The 14855-nt window shown below is 35.4% G+C and carries 14 protein-coding genes and 2 pseudogenes; 6 read left to right on the plus strand and 10 right to left on the minus strand.

Annotation, left to right across the window (positions count from 1 at the left end; all coding sequences use genetic code 11):
• Window positions 1-116: 116 nt before the first annotated feature.
• The 5 genes from ACE4RR_RS11575 to ACE4RR_RS11595 form a co-directional block, all read right to left on the minus strand.
• Window positions 117-1073 (minus strand): DNA-3-methyladenine glycosylase family protein, encoded by a 957-nt coding sequence (locus ACE4RR_RS11575; protein WP_375535577.1) that lies wholly within the window; start codon window positions 1071-1073, stop codon window positions 117-119.
• 85 nt (window positions 1074-1158) lie between these two features.
• A complete protein-coding gene (locus ACE4RR_RS11580) occupies window positions 1159-2013 on the minus strand; it encodes an isocitrate lyase/PEP mutase family protein (RefSeq protein ID WP_375535578.1) in 855 nt (284 codons plus the stop codon).
• Between the two features lie 117 nt (window positions 2014-2130).
• Window positions 2131-3882 carry a M3 family oligoendopeptidase gene (locus ACE4RR_RS11585; RefSeq protein WP_375535579.1) on the minus strand — a complete coding sequence of 584 codons (1752 nt, stop codon included), beginning with the start codon at window positions 3880-3882 and terminating at the stop codon, window positions 2131-2133.
• 40 nt (window positions 3883-3922) lie between these two features.
• Window positions 3923-5167, minus strand: a complete 1245-nt coding sequence (locus ACE4RR_RS11590) for an MFS transporter (protein ID WP_375535580.1) — start codon at window positions 5165-5167, stop codon at window positions 3923-3925.
• 32 nt (window positions 5168-5199) lie between these two features.
• Window positions 5200-6303, minus strand: coding sequence for a ThiF family adenylyltransferase (locus tag ACE4RR_RS11595; protein ID WP_375535581.1), 1104 nt, complete (start codon window positions 6301-6303; stop codon window positions 5200-5202).
• Window positions 6304-7239: 936 nt separating this feature from the next.
• Between ACE4RR_RS11595 and ACE4RR_RS11600 the strand changes: the two genes are divergently transcribed.
• Both ACE4RR_RS11600 and ACE4RR_RS11605 read left to right on the plus strand, forming a co-directional pair.
• On the plus strand, window positions 7240-7455 hold the full coding sequence (locus tag ACE4RR_RS11600; RefSeq protein WP_375535582.1) for a hypothetical protein: 216 nt from the start codon (window positions 7240-7242) through the stop codon (window positions 7453-7455).
• Complete coding sequence (locus ACE4RR_RS11605) at window positions 7442-7606, plus strand: hypothetical protein (RefSeq protein WP_375535583.1); 165 nt, start codon at window positions 7442-7444, stop codon at window positions 7604-7606. Before ACE4RR_RS11600 ends, ACE4RR_RS11605 begins: the two co-directional genes overlap by 14 nt.
• Before the next feature lie 662 nt (window positions 7607-8268).
• Here ACE4RR_RS11605 and ACE4RR_RS11610 read toward each other — a convergent pair.
• Together ACE4RR_RS11610 and ACE4RR_RS11615 are read right to left on the minus strand one after the other, a co-directional pair.
• On the minus strand, window positions 8269-8691 hold the full coding sequence (locus ACE4RR_RS11610; RefSeq protein WP_375535584.1) for a hypothetical protein: 423 nt from the start codon (window positions 8689-8691) through the stop codon (window positions 8269-8271).
• 30 nt (window positions 8692-8721) lie between these two features.
• Window positions 8722-8931, minus strand: a complete 210-nt coding sequence (locus ACE4RR_RS11615) for a hypothetical protein (protein ID WP_375535585.1) — start codon at window positions 8929-8931, stop codon at window positions 8722-8724.
• Between the two features lie 41 nt (window positions 8932-8972).
• On the opposite strand from ACE4RR_RS11615, the gene ACE4RR_RS11620 reads away from it, so the two are divergent.
• Both ACE4RR_RS11620 and ACE4RR_RS11625 read left to right on the plus strand, forming a co-directional pair.
• Window positions 8973-9257: a hypothetical protein gene (locus ACE4RR_RS11620; RefSeq protein WP_375535586.1), complete on the plus strand. Its 285-nt coding sequence runs from the start codon at window positions 8973-8975 to the stop codon at window positions 9255-9257.
• A gap of 407 nt (window positions 9258-9664) precedes the next feature.
• Entirely contained in the window at window positions 9665-10249 is a 585-nt protein-coding gene (locus ACE4RR_RS11625; RefSeq protein ID WP_483860826.1) for a hypothetical protein, read from the plus strand.
• Between the two features lie 392 nt (window positions 10250-10641).
• Here ACE4RR_RS11625 and ACE4RR_RS11630 read toward each other — a convergent pair.
• The 3 genes and pseudogenes from ACE4RR_RS11630 to ACE4RR_RS11640 form a co-directional block, all read right to left on the minus strand.
• Window positions 10642-10893, minus strand: a pseudogene (locus ACE4RR_RS11630) (ATP-binding protein); the annotation flags it as partial.
• Complete coding sequence (locus ACE4RR_RS11635; protein ID WP_375535587.1) at window positions 10889-11164, minus strand: DUF3139 domain-containing protein; 276 nt, start codon at window positions 11162-11164, stop codon at window positions 10889-10891. The gene ACE4RR_RS11635 and the pseudogene ACE4RR_RS11630, both read right to left, overlap by 5 nt.
• A 257-nt stretch (window positions 11165-11421) precedes the next feature.
• Window positions 11422-12030: pseudogene (locus ACE4RR_RS11640) on the minus strand (transposase); the annotation flags it as partial.
• Window positions 12031-12293: 263 nt separating this feature from the next.
• Here ACE4RR_RS11640 and ACE4RR_RS11645 point away from each other — a divergent pair.
• Complete coding sequence (locus ACE4RR_RS11645; protein ID WP_375535588.1) at window positions 12294-12626, plus strand: (2Fe-2S) ferredoxin domain-containing protein; 333 nt, start codon at window positions 12294-12296, stop codon at window positions 12624-12626.
• Between the two features lies 1 nt (window position 12627).
• The gene (locus tag ACE4RR_RS11650) at window positions 12628-14853 is read left to right on the plus strand and encodes a heavy metal translocating P-type ATPase (RefSeq protein WP_375535589.1); all 2226 of its coding nucleotides are present in this window, start codon (window positions 12628-12630) and stop codon (window positions 14851-14853) included.
• The last annotated feature ends 2 nt before the right edge of the window (window positions 14854-14855 follow it).

The raw sequence follows: 14855 nt of genomic DNA on the forward strand, positions 1-14855 counted from the left end.
TAGACTTACCTTCTTCCACTTCCACCCATTAACATTTTATTAGGGGTCCAGAGCAAAAAAGCGAAATTTGCTTAGCGTATTCGCGTCTTTTTCATTAGACCCCTCTATAGTAATTCTCAATAATTACTCGTTGCACACCAATCGGTTTGGTGTTTTTGTTCGAATTGAGCCATCTGCAGTTGGTGCCACCAAACAAACGCCACCCAACTTCGCCAGGGAGACCACGTTTCTGCAATTTGGCGAACCTCCTTTTCTGAAGCTCGTTCACCTTTCTTATAAAATTGCCCCACGATCATTTGAATTCCTAGATCCCCCGCTGGGATTACATCATGAAAACCAAGGCCCCTCATGAGAACGCACTCTGCAGTCCAACGACCGATCCCTTTATATTGTATTAAGGATTGGCAAGCTTCTTCATAGGGCATTTTTGCTAATGTAGCAAAGTTAATATCTCTGTTAGCCACGGCCTCTGATACAGTTATTAAATATTTCGCCTTTTGACGACTAAACTGATTCTCACGTAGCTTTTTTTCACCTAATTCAACAACCTGCTGCGGTTTAGGCAACACGGGAAAAGATTGTCCTTCAACTTGAAAAGAATTATTACAAAGATCTAAAAGCTTCATCTTTAATTTGTTAGCGAACGTGACATTAACTTGCTGCCCAATAATCGCCCACATCAAAGATTCATATGGATCCCCAATCAACACGGGACGTAAACCAATGTAATCACTCATTTGCTTCCCGAGTACTGGATCCTTAAGTAACAGCTTATGAAATGGTTCAGGATCAATGGTTAAGGAAAAAATACGTTTTAAGGTTTCAACGGATTGATTTAAAATCTTTTTGTCAACCTTTTCCCCGCAAACTTCTACCGTAATTTTTTTATGATTAGGAGGATTTTGAAATAACATTCGAACCAATACCGGCTGCCCTGAAAAAGTAAAGATACGTTGATATCCTTTATCATTTACCTTTTCAAGCACTAAGGAAGGGGACCTTCGCAGATAAGCCAATGCTTGACCAAAATGGTAAGGTTGGACCGGGATAATTTCCACTTGTTTCTTCTGCATGTGTACACCTCCAATGTTATCTATAGCTACATTCACAAATACATCACAAATAATTTAGCGTGTGCTAAAAAAGATGTTATTTGATTTATTGTGAGCGATTCGTCTTTTGCATGAATTCAGCTATTTCCCCATAAGTTAAAACATTATCCCTTACTTTATGAAATGTCCCGTGATTAATAATCTCTTGGCTAATTTCCCTCAACAATGTGATGGTGGTTCTGAAAGGGACCGATCCACAACTTAGCCTTTCAATTCCAATTTCGGAAAGGTCCGTTAAAGAAGGCGTTTCGGGATCAGCCAAAAGATTAATGGGGCAAGAAATGGCTTTTCTAAGACATTGGATGAGTTTTTGATCGCTTACACCAGGTACAAAAATACAGTTAGCCCCGGCTTCCTGATAAGCCTCTGCTCGTTTAACGGTCTCTTGGAAACGTAGTGAAGGATCCCCAATGTTTAACCAATACATGTCCGTGCGTGCATTGATAAACAATGAAGCGTTGTTGGAATCTGACATTTCTCTGATGGCTGCTATTTTTTCCTTTTGCAGAGAAATATCGTAGATAGGATGGACAGAGTCTCCAGTACCATCCTCAAGGTTGATACCGATTGCCCCGGTTTCTATCACTTTTTTTACTGTTTCTAAAACCGCGTTAACTGTTTGTCCATAACCTGCTTCAATATCTGCGGTTACCGGCACATTTACCGATTTGGCTATCCTTTCAATAGTCTCGATCATTTTTTTAAGAGGCATGTTTTGGCCATCTTTATATCCTAAAGAAGCAGCAATTCCTGCGCTTGTCGTACCAATAGCTTTAAACCCACTTTCTTCAAACATTTTCGCACTGATAACATCCCAAGCATTTGGGAGTACAAATGTGGAAGATCGATAATGTAGTTCGTAAAAATTTTTTGCCATTATAGGATCATCATATTTTTTCATAAAGAAACTCCTTTCGTGATTAGCAGTGATTGGCATCGTATAAAAAAATTTTCCTTCTACTCCTTTTCATACATAATGTGTTAGATATAGGAACGTGAGCAACACTTCAAACAACGCTTAAGGTGTGGGTAGTTTTAATTGTTCTACTAAAGAGTCGAAAAAATAAATACAATCACTAATGACATCACAACCAGTAAAGTCTATCCCTGATTTGTCAAGTAAGGTCAGTGGATCAACCGATGAGCTGGATTTTAGTAAGTCTAAATACTTATCCTTATATCCATCCTCTGTATCAAGTTTCTTTACAATTTTAGTAGCAGCCACAAAAGCAGTTGCATATTTAAAAACATAAAAACTAGAATAAAAGTGTGGAACTCTTCCCCATATGGCTCCACTATACTCGTCTAATTTTAGATCTTCACCGTAGTATTTTTTCAATAATTCTCTGTATTTGTTGCATAGTAATTCAGACGTTAAAGAGTAACCTTTCGAGACATATCCATGAATAGAATACTCGAATTCTGCAAATAAAATTTGATGGAAGAAAGATATTCTAAACTTCTCTATAAAGAAATTCAACATAGATAGCTGCTTCATTCTTTTAGAATGTATTAAATGTTTTATAACTAACAATTCGTTTACAGTTGCAACAATTTCACTAATAAAAATAGAGGGAGTGGACCTAGGGTAACACTTATCCCTAGAGGAAAAAGAATAATGTGCACCATGTCCTAGCTCATGTGATAAGGTAAATAAATCATTCACTCTGTTTTTCCAATTCAATAGAATAAAGGGATGTGAACCTGGGACATCCATTGCATAAGAAATACTCATTTGACTTGTATTTATGTTGTACCATCTATTATTAAAAGATTCAGTAATAATTTTTTGATATTCTTCACCCAAAGGTTTTAGGGATTTAAATAACAAATCCTTCGCACTTTGAAGACCAATTTCGAAATTCTCTTTATTTAAGGGGGCTGAAAAATCATACATATGAAATTGATTTACGTTCAAAGCTTCCTTTTTAATTTGAACGTATTTATGTAACGGTCCTAATTGATCCTCTATATGACTTATAAGGTTTATAAATATATTCGTGGGAATGCTCTCTTTGCTAAGAGCATATTCCAATGAATCCTTATAATTATTAAGTTTAGCCTCTATGCAATCTTTCTTTACGCTTATATTTAGTAATGAAGCTAGAGTGTTAGAATATTGTAGAAAAGGTGTATAAAATTCTTTATACGATTTTTTTCTAATTGTTCTAACATCAGATTCCTGTAATTTAGCAAAATTGCTATAATTAATTTCATACTCTTTACCTGCATAAGTAAACGAATTAAATTCAAAATCAGCTTGAGTTAATAACTGATATGTATTATATGTAGAAGCATATAATGTTTCAAAATGGTGCACTGACTCACTTTTCACCTTGTTAGAGTTGTTATTTTGTTCTTTTAATATATTTTTTATTTCATGTTGATACTTTACTAAATCAGGTGTTTCTCGAACATATGTATCAAACCTTCCTAGACTTAATCTAGATGTTTCATTATTTAAAAAAGACGTTTTTTCTTCGAAATCAGATAAAACATTTTGAGCAGTTTCTACCATTTCTTGACTTTTAAAGTCCATATATTTATCGTAATTAAGATTGGCATAAGCAATGATTTTATTTACGGTTTCGTTTATAGAAAAAAATAATTCCATAGCCTCGTAGAGATTATTAGAGGTGCTGATAACCTTATCCTTGTATGCAGTGAATTCATTAATAGATTCTCTTAGTAGTGAGATTTCACTCATCCAATCTGACTCATTTTTATATAAATCTTGTAAATTCCATTCAAGTTTTGAGAAAATTCCCATCACTTAACCCTCCTAAAAAAACACGTATTGGAATACGTGTTTAATTTTGATGAATATCTACTTTCTCATTTAAAGTTTTTGGTCCGTTTTTCACAAACAAAGAAGTTTTCATGCCAATTAAAGAACAAACGATTGCTATGGTTCCAGCAGCAATAAAGATAGGAATTACACTAATAAAATCAGCTAAAAATCCAGCGATCATAGCACTTATTGGTAATGCCAGAAATGCAGCCATTCGTGTAGAGCTGATAACACGTCCTAATAAATTACTTGGTACTAATTCTTGTCTAAGAGTAAACCAATTTATAGCCAATAACGTAACGGACCCTTTAATGAGGATTTGACATACAATGAGGGCTATTACATATGACTGAGAAAAAATCAACAATATTTGTCCAATACCTATCAAGATCCCCGAAAAAACTATAATATTTCCTCTCGGTATATGTTTTAATCTTCCAGCCAAAAAAACAGCGATAACGGGTCCTATTGCTTGTAGTGAAAATACCATTCCAATTTGGGTCGATGTAAATTGAATGTAGTCTCTTAAGAAAAACATAAAAAGTGACTCCACAGCGCCAAAGCCTATATTGATTCCAAAAATTACAAGTGAACCAGCTAATAAAATTTTTGTGCTGAAAACATATTTTAAACCTTCTTTAATTGGTTTTAACAGTTTTGGAATTTTTCCAACGTTTTGACTTGGTGAAGGTGATTTAAGAAATAAGAATATTGTTCCTGCACAAAGAAACGTAGCCCCCGTAACCAATAAAACATTAACATTCCCAACTATCGCAATCATAAAACCAGCAACTGCTGGTCCTATAAAAGTGATAATATTTTCACTTAGTCTAAAGTACGAATTCCCTTGGATTAAATCCTCATGTGGTAATACCTCTGGAACTGCTGATTCAAAACTTGGATGATGAAAAGCAGCTAAACTTGCTAATACAAAAGCCACAGCATATATGACAAAAAGGCTTGAGTATTCCATCCAAAACATTAGAGGAACAATTAGTACAATTAAAGCAGATGTAAAGTCCCCAAAGACCATTATTTTCTTTTTAGAAACTTGATCAGCAAGAGCTCCACCAATAAGACTAAATAGTACCTGTGGTATAATTTCAATAGCAAAAACAAGTGCCATTTTGCTGGCAGATTGGGTTAAGTCATATACAATTAAAGGAAGAGATATCATGAAAAACCACATTCCAAATTTGCTAATCGTCATACCAAAAAAAAGCACTAAATATCTGCGATTTTTAAACACTTTAGGAATGTTCATTCTTGTCATCCTCACTTATTTTAGGTGAAATGTTAAGCATATGTAAACTTCTTATCTCCACAAACTGGACACCCCTCTAACTTTTCCCAGCTGGATACTAGTTTTTTCTCTAAATTCATAAAATTAATCTCCATTACTTTTCCATCTGATAATGGTTTCTCCATTCCAGTTAGAATTTTTACTGCTTCATTCACTATAGTACCAGCTAAAATTGCTACATTTGGGCTTATAGCAGCATTTTTTCGCTGGTAATCAATATTACGCATCGCCTCAAATTGATGATTTTGCTTTTGATTTATCTTTCTAGCATAATCAATGTGGCATTGAATGCAACCGGTTTCTTTTGGTACCATGGAGAAAAATCGCCCACGTGTATTCAGAACTCCACCAGATACAAGAGGAACATTACATGTAACTACAGCTTCGTTTACCCAATTTAACAAGTGGAGTGTAGGCTTATCAGCTACACAGATAACAAGCTCAGTACCTTCAATATGTTTTATTACATCTTGTGCTGATGCGATTTTTTTATTAGTAGTTTTTAGATTTACATTTGGGTTAAATTCCGCAATCCTCTTTTTGGCCATTTCGATTTTGTTTTGCCCGATATCCTTCTCAGAATATAACAACTGACGATTAAAATTGCTTAATTCGATATGATCAAAATCCAATGCTTTAATATTATGGAACCCTAAAGCTGATAAATGATATAAGATTTGCGTTCCAAGACCTCCTACACCTAATAAGGATATAGGAGTTTGATTTATCTTTTCTTGTATAGCAAACTTATTTTCTTTATAGGCTGTAAATAAGGAAAAGAAATTTATATTCGCTTTATAACGTTCTACTTCATAACTGGTAAGTAGTTTTGGCTCAAGAGAAGCGTCTTCTAGATAGCCTTCATTAGCTAGTACTTCTAGCGCTTCAGTAATTTCTTCATCGCTTATATTAGGATACTGTTTTTGTACTAGATGAATAATATCCTCTATACCTTTAGATCCGTCAAGATTTTCAACTAATAATTTAACACTCCCATCTGGATCTTCTAAAAATCCAGCAACGCCTTCTTCTTCACCAATTTGAATTTCATCCTCCAATACAAAATAAGGTATGGTCTCTTTAAATTTTAGTTTCATCCATATGTCCTCCTCGGTACTACATTGATAGTGGTTTTGTCACAGCCGTCATTTCATTCCTATGATTGGCAGGCGATATTTCAACTATTTTCAATGACTCTCTCACTAAACTGCCCATCAAAATGTGTACATTCGATCATTAAAACGACCAAACATCTGGAGTGGATAAAGTTCCACTATTATCTCTTTATTAGCATTTGCTCACGGACTTTAGGCAGATATTATTATTGTTTGATGAACGGTGCGGAAGGTAAAGAAAGCTTCTTTTTTAAATTAAAGAGAAGGAACGCACAGTAAATCAACAGTATTGTCAGTACTTCATGTTGCATTATTGAGGAGATTTTATCTATTCTTTATATCACAAATCAAAAAAAATTTGGAGTTGGGTTTTTATATAAATTTAAAACATTATTTGTGCGAGTGATGGTGTACTATTCGTTTGCAAAACAATGCTTTGGAAGTCAGCTTAGCGAACCTTGAATAATTTTTTTATGGATGTTGTATATCTTCCAGTTAAAGTCGAATTAACGAAATCACTCAGCATACCTTCATCTTAAATTAATAGGATTAAGGAACCGATAACATCGGTCCCTTAAAAAAGCCTTAACCTGGAACAGCAGTAAGTGCAGAAATAGATACGTTTTTTTTATCAGCTTTACGTACTTGTAATTTCATCTGCTCACCTCCATGTTTGACTTGGGTATTAATATAGCATACCAAAATTTAGAAAAGAAGTATTTTTCATACAATTGTAAAAAATAGGAAAATTTTATTGAATTTACGGTATTAAGTGACAAGAGTCCCGTTTTGTAGTATGTAAAGGATACAAATCCCGGATGAGTTAAAGAACTAATAAATATTCCGGAAAAAAGACCAATCTGCCGTAGCTGAAGATAAAATAGACAGTACGTAAGACTAAAAATAGGCTGGTGAACGATGATGTTAAAACAGAATGGCAACTCTATGGGAAGGAAATTTGCATGGGTGGATAAATGGGCCAAAATGACAGGAGAACGGGCGAGAATTGATGCCAAAGTAAATAACACTTACATCGTTTATAATACGAAGGATGGGCTCGTCAAAGAATATCCCAATGGGGACGTGGTACCATTAAAAGAAAAAAATCAGGATGAAATCAATGACGGTAGATAATCAGCCAGTGATGTATGTATTTGCAGGAAATAATGGGAGTGGGAAAAGCACTTTTCGCAACCTACTAATAGATAAGATAGGAATCGATCTCAACATTGATCCAGATGGGATTGCTCGCCGTATTGATCCCCTGAATCCAGAATCTAAATGATTACAAGGGGTAAGGCTGGGGAAAAGGGTTGGGCTCTATGCTCATAGAATCTCTAGAAGAACAGCTAATTGAGGATAAGGTTTCAAGCATTTATTTGATTACTTCAAATGGTAGACTTGCAGAGCGTTTTTACATAAACAAGAATTACGAAATGAATGAGAATAGACTTATTTTGAGGAAGACTTTTAATTAATTATCGACACCATTTTTTCACTCGGGTTCCAAATATCTCGATTAAATGAAAAGAAGTCGGGTTAATACATCGACGTTTCCAGACTATTTTTAATCAAACATTTTTACAAATCTACAAATCCATTTTTTCCATAAGGAACCCAGAATTCTGTACGCTAATGAATTCCGGGCTTGCTTTGGTTTAATATTGGTTGTATCCTTATTTGAGGTCACACTATGGGAATTTGGGGGCCTTCATACAAGGGATGTGGGATGGGAAATATATTTTATTTACACTAGGACCAATCTTATTTTTTGTAGTGATGATTTCTAGTGTAATCATGAATACGTTATTAAATCTATCATTTATGATGTTTTTAAAAAAATAACTCTAGATTTTAGTGTATGCTTTTTAATTGGTTATTCTACCTTTTCGACGGGATGTGCAAAAATACCCTTCATGAAGAATATGTGAGGAGTGCCCAGACTCATTATGGCACACTAATAGTTTCCGTATACGAGGCGCTATGTTTCATACCTTCGTCAAAACCACCAATTGCAACACCTAACAGATGATATCCTCTAATTTCTATTGATGCGGTTTTTGAGCCTGTGATATTGTAAGCTGCGTCTACTGTATCAACCCAAGATGTAGCGGTAGTATCATAAGCACTTATAGAACTTATAGAACTTATCTTGGTAAGATTGCCTGAAGCGTTGGTCGTATAAGTATAATCTATTTTTAATGGACCTGCTGCAAATGTATAGACCGGTGTGCAACCGCAAAACGCAGGCGTACTACCTGTACTCTGTGTTGCAAATGTGCCTATTTCATTGTTTGATTCGTCCCCTGAACCATCGTTATCTAACGTTTGGTCGTTTTGTTCAATAGATTCATTTTGTTCTTCTAACATATTATTTGGATCTTCTTCTTCAATAAACTCTTAGAACTCTTCTATTGATTCAAACTCTAACTTCGGTAAATCTTCAGGCAATTCACTTTCTTCAGTTAATTCTAAATCATTTTCATCGGCTATTTCTTCCATTTGATTTTTAATTTCCTGGTCATCGCTACTCTCTGCAAAAGCTTCTTCAGTAGAAAACGGTTGGACAAGGACGGCAAGTGTTCCTGTCAAAAATGCTAATAATTTCATATAATTCCCTCTTACTGGTAATCTTTTGAGGAGGTGTTAAAATGAGACTGCTAAATAATAAAAAAGTGATTAGTGGATTAAGTTTAATAGCTGTGATTATATTGACTTTATTAGATTACAATCCTACCAACGTTTCTCCTGGAGAATTAGAGATTTTTCATTTAGGGTTCCCTACTGATTGGCTACGATTTAATAGTGAATTTAGGGGTTTTAGTTTTAATTTCATAGGTTTGGCAGTTAATTTTTGTTTATTTTATTTTATTTTTTGGATTATAGGAAAAATGACTATCAAAAGTACAAAGTATAAAAAAGAATTAAATTCATAACATCTAACATTCGTAAGAAGGTTAGTATTAGTTAGACGAGCATACAATTTTCGTCACCAGATTAAATTAAAAATCAAGTTGAACTGTCGGCCATGCTCGGAAGAAATCTCGGACATGGTCTTTTCTTCTTTTAGAATTTCCAGCACGATTTTTGATTTGGATTCTGTGTATATCTTTTTCTTTTACCCATAAACCTACTTTAACATCTCCTCATTTCGTGTCTGAATTTATGGGTCCACTATACAATAAACGATGAAAATGTAGTAGCTGTTTTTTATGGTGGTTCAATAGGTAATCAAAATACAGATTTATATTCTGACATAGACCTTCGTATAGTTGTTATAGATGAAGTATTTGAAGAATATAGGCTGAATAAAAAAGAGAGAGCTAAAAACTGGGGAAATGTATTGTACTTCGAAGATTTCCCTTGGGCAACTTATACTGTTGCTCACTATGATTCTTTCATAAAGGTGGATGCATTTTATTATAAAACAGAAAACATTCAGCCATCCACTTGGCTGCAAAACATTAGTGTTGTTTATGATAAAACAGGATTTATGGGTGAAATATTAGAAAAATCAAAGAAACTACTATACAGTCCAACTGTGCAAGAAGTGGAAATGTGGAGAACTAAATATTTTGCATATGTTCACGAAGCTTATCGAAGAGTAAACAGAAAAGAAATGTTTTATGCTTTAAATTGCTTGGATAATTTAAGGTTGTCTATGGTAACGGCTTGGTATATGGATAAAGGAATACAACCTAATGCCTTCGGAGATTGGGCAAAATATGAAGGTGAACGTAGCGAATTGGATAATTGGCAGCTTTCACTTTTAGCAAGCTGGCATAGCAGTAGAGACCCCAATGATTTAATGAGCGTAATAGAAAGAATGCTACCTGAATTCAAAAAAACACATAAGGGATTATGCGAAAAGCTAGATATGGAAGAAAATTCCGAGTGGATTGATGAAATTTTTGGAATGGTTTTTTAAAGTAACAATTACTCGATTAATTAATGCGATTAGTCTATGGAATACGGTTTATCTCGCGGAAGCAACGAATTACTTGCAAGAAAAGGGGAAATAAATGAAGACTTACTATCCCATGTTGTATCACCTCTTGCATGAGAGCATATTAATTTTCTTGGTGAGTATAAGTTCGATTCTAGTGCAAGCCGGATACCGGGGACGTAACAGCCCCGCATTGATTACAGTCACTGAATCTTACCACCTTCGCCATCTTTCTTACCATTAAACGCCACGGAATTTACCAACCTATGCCAAACCCTTTACCAATATACAAGTACCCCTACGAAACTAAAATAGAGCGTAGGGGTTCAGTTACTATGTTCTAGTAAAATGTAAGAGTATTTTCTTCAGTCATTTCAGACTTCTGTCCTTATTCCATGGCGTTCACGCATAGAAATATCCCCGTCTATCATGATTTGGTAGGAGTCATGGATAATGCGGTCCAGTATAGCCTCAGCTATCGTTTCATTTCCTAATTTTAAGTGCCACCCACTAGGGTCAATTTGTGAACAGAAAATGGTGGAAGCGATTTTGTGACGGGCTTCAGTAATTTCAAGGAGTATAGCTGCTTCTTCCGTTGATAAATCTGTCAAAAGCCACTCATCAAGGTTCATCTGAATATACTACATAAGCATAGTGTTTAAAATAAATACCTGTTGCTTTATCATTGTAATTTATTTTAATATCTTTTATTTCTTCTTCACTATAACCTTTTTCTTTAAATAAATAATCTTTAACAGATGCTTCTACAATTTCAGCGTTATCTTTTTTATTTTCATTAGTAAGAACAAAACTAGCGCCTATTCCTATAATTAATAGAGTGATAACAATAAAAAGTATTTTTTTCATAAATAAAACCTCTGTTCTAAATATAATCATTTAGTAGTTAATACTGGGGTACCGCCAACATTTTAACGAAAATATACGCTAAGTGTGTAGTGCAAAATAGAAGTACAGAGATGTGCAACCAAAACGTACATAACTCTGCACTTCTTTTTTAGATAAAAAAAGCCTTGCCAGCCATCCAATATAACTCTACTGTAATTGGTGTCGAATCAAACACAGTGGAGGTCGAAAGGATTGCTAGCAATGACTAAGATTAATCATATCAAAACTTTACGAAATCATGAAGACGAAAGCGTTTGCGTATAGGTAATCTCTTCATCTAAATCGTCTCTTTCAGGCTTAGAAGGAAACGATGATTTGATAGACTCATCTACAGAATAGACCGCTTTTCTCAAGTGTTTTGACCGTTCACGTAAAACATCTATAGTTTTTTTCTGATTATACCGTGCCTGCGTATGAGTGGAATCAACGATGATCGTTTTACTTGTCATGACTCCTTGTTCAATGGCGATATCAACGGTTTTTCCGATTAATAAATCAAGCACATTCAGATCTTTTAATCGCAACTTCCGAAATTTTGTTAAGGAACTCGGATCGATCACATCTTCTTTAGGAGCCATGCCTAAGAAATATTTATACGACATGTCATATCTAGAGCGTTCTACAAGATCGACGTCCGATAAAGGAAACATGCTTTTTAACAAGAGATATTTAAACATACGAATGGGATCGATGGCTGCACGACCATGATTCAAGTGATAGTTCTCAATCAGCTCATCATAAATAAAAGAAAAATCAATGAGATCGTTTAGTTTCCTTAAGACATGGTCTTTAGGAACAATCATGTCATAGAGATCGGCGTACGCACTGAGTTGGAGAGACTGTTGTTTTTGAATCATGACCATCCAACACTTTCACGTTTAATACTCTTATTTTATCAAAGTAAGAGAAGATCGTCCCGGATTTCCGGAACGATCTTCTAATCAGACTTTTTCAGTGGCCTCCGATTTGGATTGTTTTTTGGTTAGTTCCAGTTTTATTCCTAAAAAAACTTGTTTAATACCCTCATGGGGTATGGTATATTTATTGTGTAGAGTGAACGCAACAAATATTATTCTCTTCTGATGTCAAGCTATTTGATTAGTATTGAGGGAGGGCCATTATGGATATTGAAAACGTCACAACTCACCTTTTTTTGTGCCACGGTAAATCCTGTACAAAGAATGGTGCTGATGAAGTTACACGCTCTGTTCGAGAAACAATTTATGAGTATGATTTAACTGACAAAATTCATACAACTAAAACAATGTGTAATGGTCAGTGTAGTTCTGGTCCAATAGTCATTTCTTACCCACAGGGAGTTTGGTATCAAAAGATGAATACAACTATGGGCAAAGAGCTTATACGTTCAATCAAACGTGCCCAGCCGTTTAAGGAAAAGTGCTTATATACACTTGAAAATGGTCGATTCAGAAAGTTATCTAGGGAGGATTAACATGAGTAAGAAAAAAGAAATATCATTACAAATTTCAGGAATGACTTGTGCGGCATGTGCGACAAAAATTGAAAAGAGATTATCGAAAATGGAGGGAGTCTCAAGTGCAACCGTTAATTTCGCACTAGAGAATGTCTCTGTCGTCTATGATCATGAACAAGTGACCGAGTCCGATATGTTGCAAACTGTTAAAAAGCTGGGCTATAGTATGAAACCTCAAACGTCTAAAGCAGAAACAGCGAATGATAAAGAGAAAGAAATTCAACATCAATCAGGTAAATTTATTTTTTCAGCTATTTTAACATTGCCACTCTTGTGGACAATGGTTACTCACTTTCAATTTACTTCGTTCTTATATATGCCTGACATGTTCATGAACCCTTGGGTACAACTTGTATTAGCAACCCCTGTGCAGTTTTATGTCGGTGCGCAATTTTATAAAGGGGCATATAAAGCGTTACGTAATAAAAGCGCGAATATGGATGTCCTCATTGCTTTAGGTACTACCGTTGCCTTTTTCTATAGTATCTTTTTAGGATGGGAATGGTTTGTAGGTGGACAGGTTGGGATGCCTGAACTTTATTTCGAAGCAGCTGCAGTCATTATTACATTAGTTATTTTAGGGAAACTATTTGAAGTTCGAGCTAAAGGAAGCACTGGTCAAGCTATTCAAAAATTACTAGGTCTACAAGCAAAAACAGCTCGAGTTATACGAGATGGACAAGAACTTGAAATACCAATCGAAGAGGTCATTGTAGGAGAGATGATAACGGTTCGTCCTGGTGAAAAAATTCCTGTTGATGGAGTTATTAAACAAGGCCATTCAGCTGTAGATGAGTCCATGATTACAGGGGAGAGTATTCCAGTTGATAAAAAAGAGGGCGATTGGACAATTGGTTCAACGATTAATAAAAATGGTTCTTTAAAAATTGAGGCTACAAAGGTGGGACGAGACACAGCACTCTCTCAGATTGTAAAAGTTGTAGAAGAGGCACAAGGTAGCAAAGCTGATATACAACGGATTGCTGATAAAGTTTCAGGTATTTTTGTCCCCGTGGTTGTATTAATAGCCATTGCTACCTTCCTTGTCTGGTATTTCATTGTTGATCCCGGTAACTTCAGAGCTGCAGTTGTCCCATTAATCACGATTCTAGTCATTGCTTGTCCTTGTGCTCTAGGATTAGCAACTCCGACCTCTGTTATGGCTGGGTCAGGACGTGCAGCTGAACTTGGTGTTCTTTTTAAAGGTGGTGAACATTTAGAAAATACACGCACCATTCAAACGGTTGTCCTAGATAAAACGGGAACATTGACAAAAGGGGAACCTGAACTAACAGACGTTATAGTTGTTTCAGAATATGAAGAAGCCACAGTTTTATCTTATGTTGGTTCAGCTGAAAAAAGCTCTGAGCATCCATTAGCAGAAGCTATTGTTAAAGGCGTTCAAGAAAAAGGTGTATCTATAGATGAACCCGACGAGTTTGAAGCAATTCCTGGGTATGGGATTCGTTCTATTGTAAAAGGAAAAGAAGTATTAGTCGGTACAAGAAAGTTAATGACAAAAGAGTCAATAAATATTGGTGACTTTGATACTAAGATGTCTTCGCTTGAAGAACAAGGGAAAACAGCTATGTTAATCGCAATTGATAAGGAATTAGTCGGAGTAGTAGCAGTCGCAGATACGGTTAAAGAAACCTCTAAAGCTGCTATTAAGAGATTACACGATCTTGGTTTAGAAGTTATCATGCTAACCGGTGACAATCAACGAACAGCTAAGGCTATAGGAAAACAGGTAGACATTGATCGTGTGATTGCTGAAGTTGTTCCAGAACAAAAAGCAGAAGAAATTAAAAGCATTCAAAAAGAAGGTAAAAAAGTAGCTATGGTTGGTGATGGAATCAATGATGCCCCAGCTTTAGCGGTGGCAGATATCGGCATGGCCATTGGAACAGGTACCGATATAGCCATTGAAGCCGCAGATATTACACTCATGCGTGGTGATCTTCACAGTGTGGCTAATAGTATTCAGCTAAGTGATCGAACTATACGAAACATTAAACAGAACTTGTTCTTTGCATTCTTTTATAACTCAGCTTCTATCCCTATTGCTGCATTAGGACTACTAGCTCCATGGGTAGCTGGAGCAGCAATGGCTTTTAGTTCTGTATCAGTTGTTTTAAATGCGCTGCGTTTACAACGTCTGAAATTAGATGGTAGAGGAGAATAACT

The organism is Alteribacillus sp. HJP-4, from assembly GCF_042139015.1.
Classification (GTDB): domain Bacteria; phylum Bacillota; class Bacilli; order Bacillales; family Marinococcaceae; genus JBHIKY01.

What these genes read in the sequence shown, in the direction of transcription:
- ACE4RR_RS11575 (WP_375535577.1), bottom strand. Translation starts at nt 1,073, where the DNA reads ATGCAGAAGAAACAAGTGGAAATTATCCCGGTCCAACCTTACCATTTT.
- ACE4RR_RS11580 (WP_375535578.1), bottom strand. Translation starts at nt 2,013, where the DNA reads ATGAAAAAATATGATGATCCTATAATGGCAAAAAATTTTTACGAACTA.
- ACE4RR_RS11585 (WP_375535579.1), bottom strand. Translation starts at nt 3,882, where the DNA reads ATGGGAATTTTCTCAAAACTTGAATGGAATTTACAAGATTTATATAAA.
- ACE4RR_RS11590 (WP_375535580.1), bottom strand. Translation starts at nt 5,167, where the DNA reads ATGAACATTCCTAAAGTGTTTAAAAATCGCAGATATTTAGTGCTTTTT.
- ACE4RR_RS11595 (WP_375535581.1), bottom strand. Translation starts at nt 6,303, where the DNA reads ATGAAACTAAAATTTAAAGAGACCATACCTTATTTTGTATTGGAGGAT.
- ACE4RR_RS11600 (WP_375535582.1), top strand. Translation starts at nt 7,240, where the DNA reads ATGATGTTAAAACAGAATGGCAACTCTATGGGAAGGAAATTTGCATGG.
- ACE4RR_RS11605 (WP_375535583.1), top strand. Translation starts at nt 7,442, where the DNA reads ATGACGGTAGATAATCAGCCAGTGATGTATGTATTTGCAGGAAATAAT.
- ACE4RR_RS11610 (WP_375535584.1), bottom strand. Translation starts at nt 8,691, where the DNA reads ATGTTAGAAGAACAAAATGAATCTATTGAACAAAACGACCAAACGTTA.
- ACE4RR_RS11615 (WP_375535585.1), bottom strand. Translation starts at nt 8,931, where the DNA reads ATGAAATTATTAGCATTTTTGACAGGAACACTTGCCGTCCTTGTCCAA.
- ACE4RR_RS11620 (WP_375535586.1), top strand. Translation starts at nt 8,973, where the DNA reads ATGAGACTGCTAAATAATAAAAAAGTGATTAGTGGATTAAGTTTAATA.
- ACE4RR_RS11635 (WP_375535587.1), bottom strand. Translation starts at nt 11,164, where the DNA reads ATGATTATATTTAGAACAGAGGTTTTATTTATGAAAAAAATACTTTTT.
- ACE4RR_RS11645 (WP_375535588.1), top strand. Translation starts at nt 12,294, where the DNA reads ATGGATATTGAAAACGTCACAACTCACCTTTTTTTGTGCCACGGTAAA.
- ACE4RR_RS11650 (WP_375535589.1), top strand. Translation starts at nt 12,628, where the DNA reads ATGAGTAAGAAAAAAGAAATATCATTACAAATTTCAGGAATGACTTGT.